Annotated in this window: 4 protein-coding genes and 1 pseudogene; 4 read left to right on the top strand and 1 reads right to left on the bottom strand. The window is 45.2% G+C overall.

Annotated features, from left to right (window positions below):
• From cmr6 to J7J62_06305, 4 genes and pseudogenes are all read left to right on the top strand, one after another.
• On the top strand, nt 1–195 hold a 195-nt coding region (gene cmr6 / locus J7J62_06320; protein ID MCD6124767.1), incomplete at its 5' end, for a type III-B CRISPR module RAMP protein Cmr6.
• A gap of 9 nt (nt 196–204) precedes the next feature.
• Nucleotides 205–504: a CRISPR-associated protein Csx3 gene (gene csx3 / locus J7J62_06315; GenBank protein ID MCD6124766.1), complete on the top strand. Its 300-nt coding sequence runs from the start codon at nt 205–207 to the stop codon at nt 502–504.
• Nucleotides 494–1,747 (top strand): TIGR02221 family CRISPR-associated protein, encoded by a 1,254-nt coding sequence (locus J7J62_06310; protein MCD6124765.1) that lies wholly within the window; start codon nt 494–496, stop codon nt 1,745–1,747. Before csx3 ends, J7J62_06310 begins: the two co-directional genes overlap by 11 nt.
• Nucleotides 1,748–2,024: 277 nt before the next feature.
• A pseudogene (locus J7J62_06305) lies at nt 2,025–2,462 on the top strand (hypothetical protein).
• Here J7J62_06305 and J7J62_06300 read toward each other — a convergent pair.
• Nucleotides 2,449–8,178: hypothetical protein (locus J7J62_06300; GenBank protein ID MCD6124764.1), on the bottom strand; the 5,730-nt coding region annotated here is incomplete at its 5' end. The pseudogene J7J62_06305 and the gene J7J62_06300 overlap by 14 nt on opposite strands.

The following is an 8,178-nucleotide window of genomic DNA, read 5'->3' as shown; positions in this document are numbered from 1 at the left end:
GGAGAAACTCCTGGTGACTGGCATAACCCTACCCCAATATTTTTCTTAGCAGTAGAAAAGGGAACGAAATTTAGATTTGCTCTGGCATCAAAGAGTGAAAATTTAGTTAAAAAAGCGAAAGAATTGCTCAAAGAGGCTGTTAAGAAGATAGGCATTGGTGCGAAGACCTCCGCTGGCTATGGATACTTTAAATAGGTGATCCAAATGGAGGTAGAATTTAGGATAAAAGAAAAAGAAAACTATACGATTGTGCATTTCGAATTGAGAGAAAATATAACTCCAGAAATTTTACAGGAGCTTAAACCACCAGAAGTTGATGGCACAAAGGGGGTTGTGCTAAGTGGTCGTGGCCCAATTTGGCTTTATTGCTACTTAATCCATTACTATCATCCGACAAAGTTCATCGCCACTTTTGATCCTAGAATTGGAGCAGTAATAGTAGAATCGCATAGTCCTGATTATAAAGTTGGTGAAATTATAGAGGTGAATGTCAATGAGTTGTAAGCTTTTAAGTTTTATTGGAACTACGTCGTATATTGAATCTTATTATGCTTACAATAACAAGAGTTCTGAAAGACCATACCAGTTTATTCAAGAAGCTTTAGTTGAGTTTTTCTGTAAGGAGTGGAAGGACGATAACAAATTGATTATCTTCATGACGGAAGAATCCAAAAGAAAGAACTGGTTGAGCAAAAGTGAATGTGAAGATGCTAACTTTGATAAAGGGTTAAGAGAGCGGCTAGAAAAGGTTAAAAAGAGATTCAAACTGAAATTTGATGTAAGGAATGTGGAAATACCTGAGGGTAAAAGTGAAGAAGAATTATGGATTATATTTGAAAAAATGAACGAAAGTCTTAATGACGAGGATGTTATAATTTTTGATATTACTCACAGTTTTCGATCTCTTCCGATGCTAAGTCTTGTAGTTTTAAACTATGTCAAGTTTTTGAAGAACGTAAAAATAGAGCGAATCGTTTATGGTGCAATGGAAGCATTGGGTTCTCCAAAGGAAGTTAGAGAAATGCCAATAGAAGAAAGAATAATACCCATATTCGATCTCACACCATTTGCAAGTTTATTTGATTGGACTATTGCTATCGAAAGATTTTTACAGACAGGGAATGCGGAAATGATGAGGAAATTGGGAATAGAGGAATTAAAACCTTTACTTGCGGAGACGAAGGGTGAAATAGGAGGAGGGCTTAGGGAACTCATTACATCCTTAGATAAGTTTTCACAAAATGTTTTAACATGTCGATCTCCCGAGTCTAAATCAACCATCGAAAGAATTCTAAATGCGATACCAAAAGCAGAAAAAGAACTGGAGAAGCTAAAACCTTTTAAACCTTTATTTGGTAAAATAAAAGAGCGATTTTCTTGCTTGCAAATTAACGATGTAAGTTTTGGAATTGAGATAGCAACTTGGTGTTTAGAAAAAGGCCTTATTCAGCAAGGGTTCACAATTTTAAGGGAAACAATCATAAATTATGTTATAACCAATATTTTGAAATGCAATAATTTACAAAAAAAGACCTACAGAGAAATCGCTGAAGTAATGTTAAATAGCAAATATGAAGAAATACCTTCCGAAGTTTTAAATCTTTGGCATGAGATCGTAGACTACAGAAATGATATAAATCATGCTGGTTGGAGAGAACAAAATTATCATTCTTCTACAGATTTTGAGAGAAAACTTAAAAAATTTATAGAGAGAGGGCGAGTGCTAGTTGAGAGGAATAACGATTAAAGAGGTAAATAAATTTTGCCTGTCGCCTACAACACTCTGCTCGCTCTCGCCTGCTTTAGTGCTATTACATTCAGAGAATAGGCGGATATACAATTACGCTTCACTCCACCCAAATCCGGCACCCGAACTTTACATATCCTCAAAACATTAGTCGAAATGGCAATCTAAAACAAAGAAAGGAGGCTTTAAATGAACAAATTAAGAAGGTTATTACAAAAAACAACGAAAGAGGAGATTAAAGGTCTGGCAAAAATTCTTAAATCGGAATTCCCGACACCTGACTCCATTATTAAGCCCCTTCAGTGAAAATACCATAAAAAATGAAAAATACAAGCTACTGCCCAATAAATGGAAAGGGGAAATTTTGTAAAAAATAATTATAATGTAAACATACCGCATGGGGAAATTGGAAGAGCCCATTAAACCCGTATTTAAAATATACTTGGGAATTTCTAGAAGTCTTCAGCAAAGAAACCCTTAAGCATCAAGGAGACCCCGAAAACGCCGACATAACTGCGGAGTAGGAACGACAACGGTTGTCGCGAAAAAATTAGGACGCAAATTTATCGTAATAGATATATCTGAGGAGTATTGCAAAAAAATCATAGGAAAGATTAAATACTGTGCAAAATGCTTTGACCTTATTCCCTTAATCGAACCCTATATATGGGAAAGCGAGGAATCCAACAGCAAAACAAATATTACCTCGCTATAGTAACAGTGCCCTCGCAGATAACCTCCCCATCAACCACTATAATGTAAACATAAAGTCCAACAGGCAACGGTTTGCCGTCTTTGCCGTTCCCGTTCCATCGGGCTTCCTCTTTGGCTCTATCGCTTGCTGGAACATGAACCTCTGCGACCAGATGCTCATCGAGTGTGAAAATGTATATGTCGGCATCTTTTTCACCAAGTCCGGGATATGTGAACTGGCAGTAATCGTTAATGTTATCATAATTAGGGGTGAACGGATTAGGATAGCTGGCACAACTGTAAACCATAGGATAGTAGAACCAGAACCTGTATATGGCCCTGTTTGGACCACAGTAATCGGTGGAAACCAAGTCCTGCGTGTTTATAACTACATCCACGGTTTCACCGCTTGCGAATTCTATTCCGAGTTGCTCACAATGAACGATAACAGTGCTGTCAATCCATTCCACACTCGCACCATCAACGGCGACGGTAGTGTCCACATTGCCATTTCGAGCTGACACTCTAACCGAAAGCGACTCAACAGCAACGCCCGCGACATTATCGGTAACACCAATATCTATGTTTGGGGTTAAGTCATCCACTGCCGAGGCAGTATCGGGGTAAATAAGTTCTGCAACAGGCGGAGAGAAATCGGTGTAGAAAGTAACAGTAGCTGTCGCCATAAGCTCGATACCGAATCTGTTTTGAATCCTTGACAATGTTATCACTATTGTGTCGTTATCGTTCCATACTCCGCTCGGCGGATGGACTTCAACAACTCCGCTATCCTCATCTACCGCGGTATAATTGACAAAGGGCACGCCGTAAGGGCAATAGACACCATTTATGGTAACCACAAGGCTTTCGGGGACAAGCTGAACATTCGCCATATCCCACACTACAAACCGTGCGACCTGTGAACTGCAGGCTGTTATCACGAAAGTCTCCGGGTAGATCGCCAACGCTCGCGGTCCACCACACGGCTCGCCGAACACAGTTAAAACAGCTGAGGTTTCGTATACCGCAGGAATCGTTCCGGAATGAGTGCTATCTCCGTAGCAGCCGTAATCAAGCGTATAACTGCACTGGTTAAAGGCAACAACGGCAATCCTTAGCGTTTCGTCACAGTTAATGTTAAACTGAGCGACAGTATCAGTAAGCGAGTCAGCTATAACAGTTCCGTTAACGATAACTTTGTAATAAATAGGTTCAGTGCCACTCGAGGAGTGCCACACGAGGTCGTTCTCGCCTGCCATAATCGTTGAACCGTCAACAGGCAGAACTATCTGCGGGCGCGTAGGTGGTTCATAGTCGATCCTTACCACCACTGTATCGTAAACGAGCAATGTATCACCGCTCAGGCATATAACCTGCCCCTCGAGAATGTATGTAGTCGTCGTCTCAGGAGTAACCACCGGATTAGCTTCCGACGCGAAGGGTGTTGACGCTCCTGCCAGATACCATCTAAGAGAGATAGCATCGAAAAATCCGGAATCGGGAACTTCACAGCCAAGCGTTACCGGCGCACCCGGACACGAAACTTTGTCGGGTCCCGCGAAAACCCACGCATAGCATGGGCACCAGAAGTAGAAACATGTGTCAAAATGACCAACATTATAACCGAGCGACTCCGCACAGGCTGAGTTGTAATCGGTAACATTGGTGCTCGTAAGGCTTATGCACACTGAATCGCCAACTCTTATATTCCTTATGGTTGTATCGCCAACGGGGATATGAATTATCTCGTAGGTCATACCATCTCTTACTCTTCTTGCTGTGCCATCGCCGTAATATGTGCAGGCGAAACTGTCGAAAATCGAGAAGCTAAGCGATAGTGTATCCGCGCACCACGGGGTATCGTCGGGGAGTGGCGAAAGCGTTATTATCGGCGGTTCGATGAGTATCTGGAAAGAGCTGTCGAGGTGCACTATCGAATCGTGTCCGAGTGTGTCGAGCAGCCTTACTATCTCATGCTCAACTATGTAGCCATTCTCGTGCCAGCAGGTTCCCGCAACGGCAGGGTCAAATGTCAAATACCACATGGTGTCTATACCAGAAACACGATCAAGGCTCAAATACGGACCCCAACGATAAGTTCTGCCGTCGACCATGACCTCAAGTGTGGTAGTGTCGATACCCTGATAGCTTTTCACAAGCCACACAATCTTCTGGCATTCACACGCAGTCTGGATACAGGAATCGCGATTCAAATCGAAGGGCTTAAGAAGCCGTGCAGTAACCTCAGAAATAAGCGAGTGATACACAAGCGTATCGAGTGCCGTATTGGGATTGCAGTAGTCAGCGCAATTATCACGATAATCGATAACGAGGTATATGTCGCTCGATATGGGAATATCACTAATATTAACGGTTAATGAGTCGGTGGAGACGCTGAGAGTCGCGCCAGGCGGAGAACTGGAAACATCAATGGAAACTATGTCATAGCCAGCACCACATATCGAGTCCCAAAGGGAATAGCTCACCGAGAAAGTGTCCGTGTAGATGTGCGTCCCTGGCGGTGGAGTTATGGACGAAAGCACAGGTGGGCTCAAATCTATCACAACATAGCCACAGACCGCTGAATCGAGGCAACCGCCAGTAGTATCGCACAGCGAATCAAGGCAGAAGTAAATGCTGTCGCCGTCATGCCATATATGCCCCGGAGAAAATATCACACTATCTGAGGAAAAGCTTAGTTCAGCGCTTGAAATGCCATAACGCACGCCATCAACATGAACTACGAGGGTGGCAAGGTCAAGACCATAATCGTGGCTTATCAACCACACTATTCGCTGGTCGTCGCAGTTCGAAATAACCCTGCCGTCACCGTTGGAGTCCACAGGCTCAACGACTCTTGCATAGACATCGCCTATATCCACGACAAAATTCCAGCACGAATCGCCGAAATTCGGTCCGCAGGTGTCGGAACAAAGGTCATGAGCGTAAGCACAAACGCGCACATTCTCACCGTCAACGAGACCAGTTATGGTCCCCGCGCCCCCGGGAAGAATGTCGTGGCGCCCAACTGAACTTGTAACCACCACCGAGTCAAGCGACACATCACCATCGCATATAGAATCGTAAGCGGTAACACTAATCACGGCTGTCATTCCAACGCAGCATGTTGCAGGACCAGAATATGTATAGACTGGTGGGTCGAGGTCAATAAGGTAAGAATCCACGAGGGCAGAGCCAAGGTTATCGCCAAGCAAATTTAGCGCAGTATCTAAAACCACATGAACCCACTGCCCGCTTCGCCAAGGCGTTGACGGCACAAACTCTATCTTCATAGTAGTCGAGTCGCCAACATAACTCAGGCTAACCTCAGGGCTGCTGGCATTATACGAAACGCCCTCGACCAAAAGGTGAACCACAGTGGTGTCCATCCCGTATGATTCGTGAGCGTATATGACGAATCCCTGTCTCTCGCATGTTGATATTCTTCTGCCGTCGTGATTGGTGTCGGGCGGGGAAATAAACTCTGCCCATGGAACGCCGAGATGAACTGTATATTCCCAGCAAACAGTGTCGAAGTTATCGTCGCAGTAATCTTGACAGCCATCGGAAACAGCCACGCAAACGCTTATAGTATCGCCATCGGCAAGGGAAAGCAACACTATGGGCATGCTGAAACCTATAACCGAGTCCACCACCACACCACCCCGATAAACATAAGCCCAAACGCTATCAACGAAATCTGTCATGGAAGTGCACACGGAATCGTAGAATGTAGCGTTAATTGTCGCTGATGTCGAATGAATCGGAATTCCGATAGGTGGCGATGTGGAAACCAGAACAGGTGGCGAAAGGTCGATAATAGCATAGGTGCAAACGGTATCAGAAAGCTTTCCGCCCGCTATGTCGTCGGCGCGGACAAGGCAATAAACAATGCTATCTCGGTCGAAAAATGTTGTCGGCGGGGTGAAACGAAGCGTATCGCCAGACAGGCTCAACGACGGAGAAGGATAAGTATATGTAACGCCGTTAACCAATACGGTTATTGTTGTCGTATCTATTGGGGCGGTGTAATCGAGAATCCACACTGCTCCCTGGTCGTTACATGTGGATATTACTCGCCCATCAGCGTTAAGGTCAACGGGCTCGATAACAGTAGCGGTAACCACCGTGGTCTCAACGGGCACGAGCCAGCATGTGTCAGAAAGATTATCGTCGCAGTAGTCCTGACAACCATCGTGGGCGAAAGCACAAACGAGCAATGTATCTCCGCCAAGGAACGGTCCAAGAGAGTCGCCATCACGACTTGGAACGAATGAGGTGTCGAATGCGCCCGAGAAAGAGTGAATTTGCACCGAATCGACGCTCACAAACCCGCAAATAGAGTCAACTGCTCTAATGCCGAACTCTGCGCCATACCACGGTATTGAAGCTGACGGCAGCGGGCTTAAGCTATAGAACACTGGACCCTCAAGGTCTATAACAACCCATCCGCAAACGGGTGCGTAAAGCGCAGTCCCTATGGTGTCGCTTATGCTGTCAAGACAGAAATATATGCTGTCTCCGTTGTGCCAAAGCGTTGAGGGAATGAAGTAAATAGTGTCGTTGGATAGAACGAGCTCGCTGTCACTTATAACATATGTAGAACCAGCAACGGTAACCCTTATCGACGATGTATCCACGGGATGAGTATGCCATATGGTCCAGATGATTTTCTGGTCATCACATGTCGATATGACCCTGCCATCGCCGTTTAAATCGACGGGCTCAATAAGCGTTGCCCTCATCTCGCCCAGTATAGTCTTGAACCACCAGCATATGCTGTCGGAGTTAACGCCGCAGTAGTCGTGGCATGGGTCGCTTGCCCACGCACAAACATGAACTGAATCACCAGTGTGCAGGCTATCAAGCGTGTAGGAAAAGTCAGCATCACCAACAAAGCTCGAATCCACCCAGTAATCAACTGTGTCGCCCCTTACTATACCTCGCACCCTGACAGAGTCAATAACCGGGTTATCGCATATCGAGTCCCTAACATGGATGCTTACCGTGACTGATGAATCGTAAAGAACTGTTCCATCGGGGGGATACATCCCGAAGAAAATCGGCGGGCTAAGGTCAACAAGGAACGAATCAACCAGAGGTGATGCAAGATTGTAACCAATGCGATTGAACGCAGTGTCAATCCTTATGTAAACCCACTCGCCATCGCGCCAGACAATACCGAATGGTGTCGGGTCGAAATCTATAACGAGCGAATCGTCGCCATGACGGGTCAACATCCCGGTGGTCCTGAGAACGAGGTCATCATATCTAACTCCGTTAACCCTCAAAACGACAGGCGTCGAGTCCATGCCAACCTTGTCATATATAACTATTCGTATGTGCTGGTCGTCGCAGGCGGTTATCACCCTCCCGTCGCCGTTAAGGTCTATTGGTTCTATAAGTGTTGCTATCGGCTGACTTATGAGCACATAGAATGTCCAGCAACTGTCCATCCTATTCGGTGGCGCTGTGCAGGTATCACCGCCCATCATGAGCTGAAAGTCGACATCGTCATCTGCTCGTATGCAAATCTTTATAGAATCGCCCGTTATAAGCGGTATCATGAAGTTTATTGTATCGGTAAATGGGGTGGGAACATCGTAATCGCCACGAAGCCCGCCCAGCGAATCCCATATAGTAACATGAACTACAGTCCCGCCACGCCTGACACCAGCGAAATCGTCGTCAAGGATTGCTATAAGATTAACGAATGGCGTGAAGACAGTCTCACTCGG

Source organism: bacterium (assembly GCA_021159335.1).
Classification (GTDB): Bacteria; UBP14; UBA6098; order B30-G16; family B30-G16; genus JAGGRZ01.
Note: the sequence above shows the minus strand (reverse complement) of the source record. Positions and strands in the feature narration are given on the sequence as shown.

Bases quoted from the DNA above. Each gene is read 5' to 3' on its own strand.
- csx3 (MCD6124766.1), top strand. From the start codon at position 205: ATGGAGGTAGAATTTAGGATAAAAGAAAAAGAAAACTATACGATTGTG.
- J7J62_06310 (MCD6124765.1), top strand. From the start codon at position 494: ATGAGTTGTAAGCTTTTAAGTTTTATTGGAACTACGTCGTATATTGAA.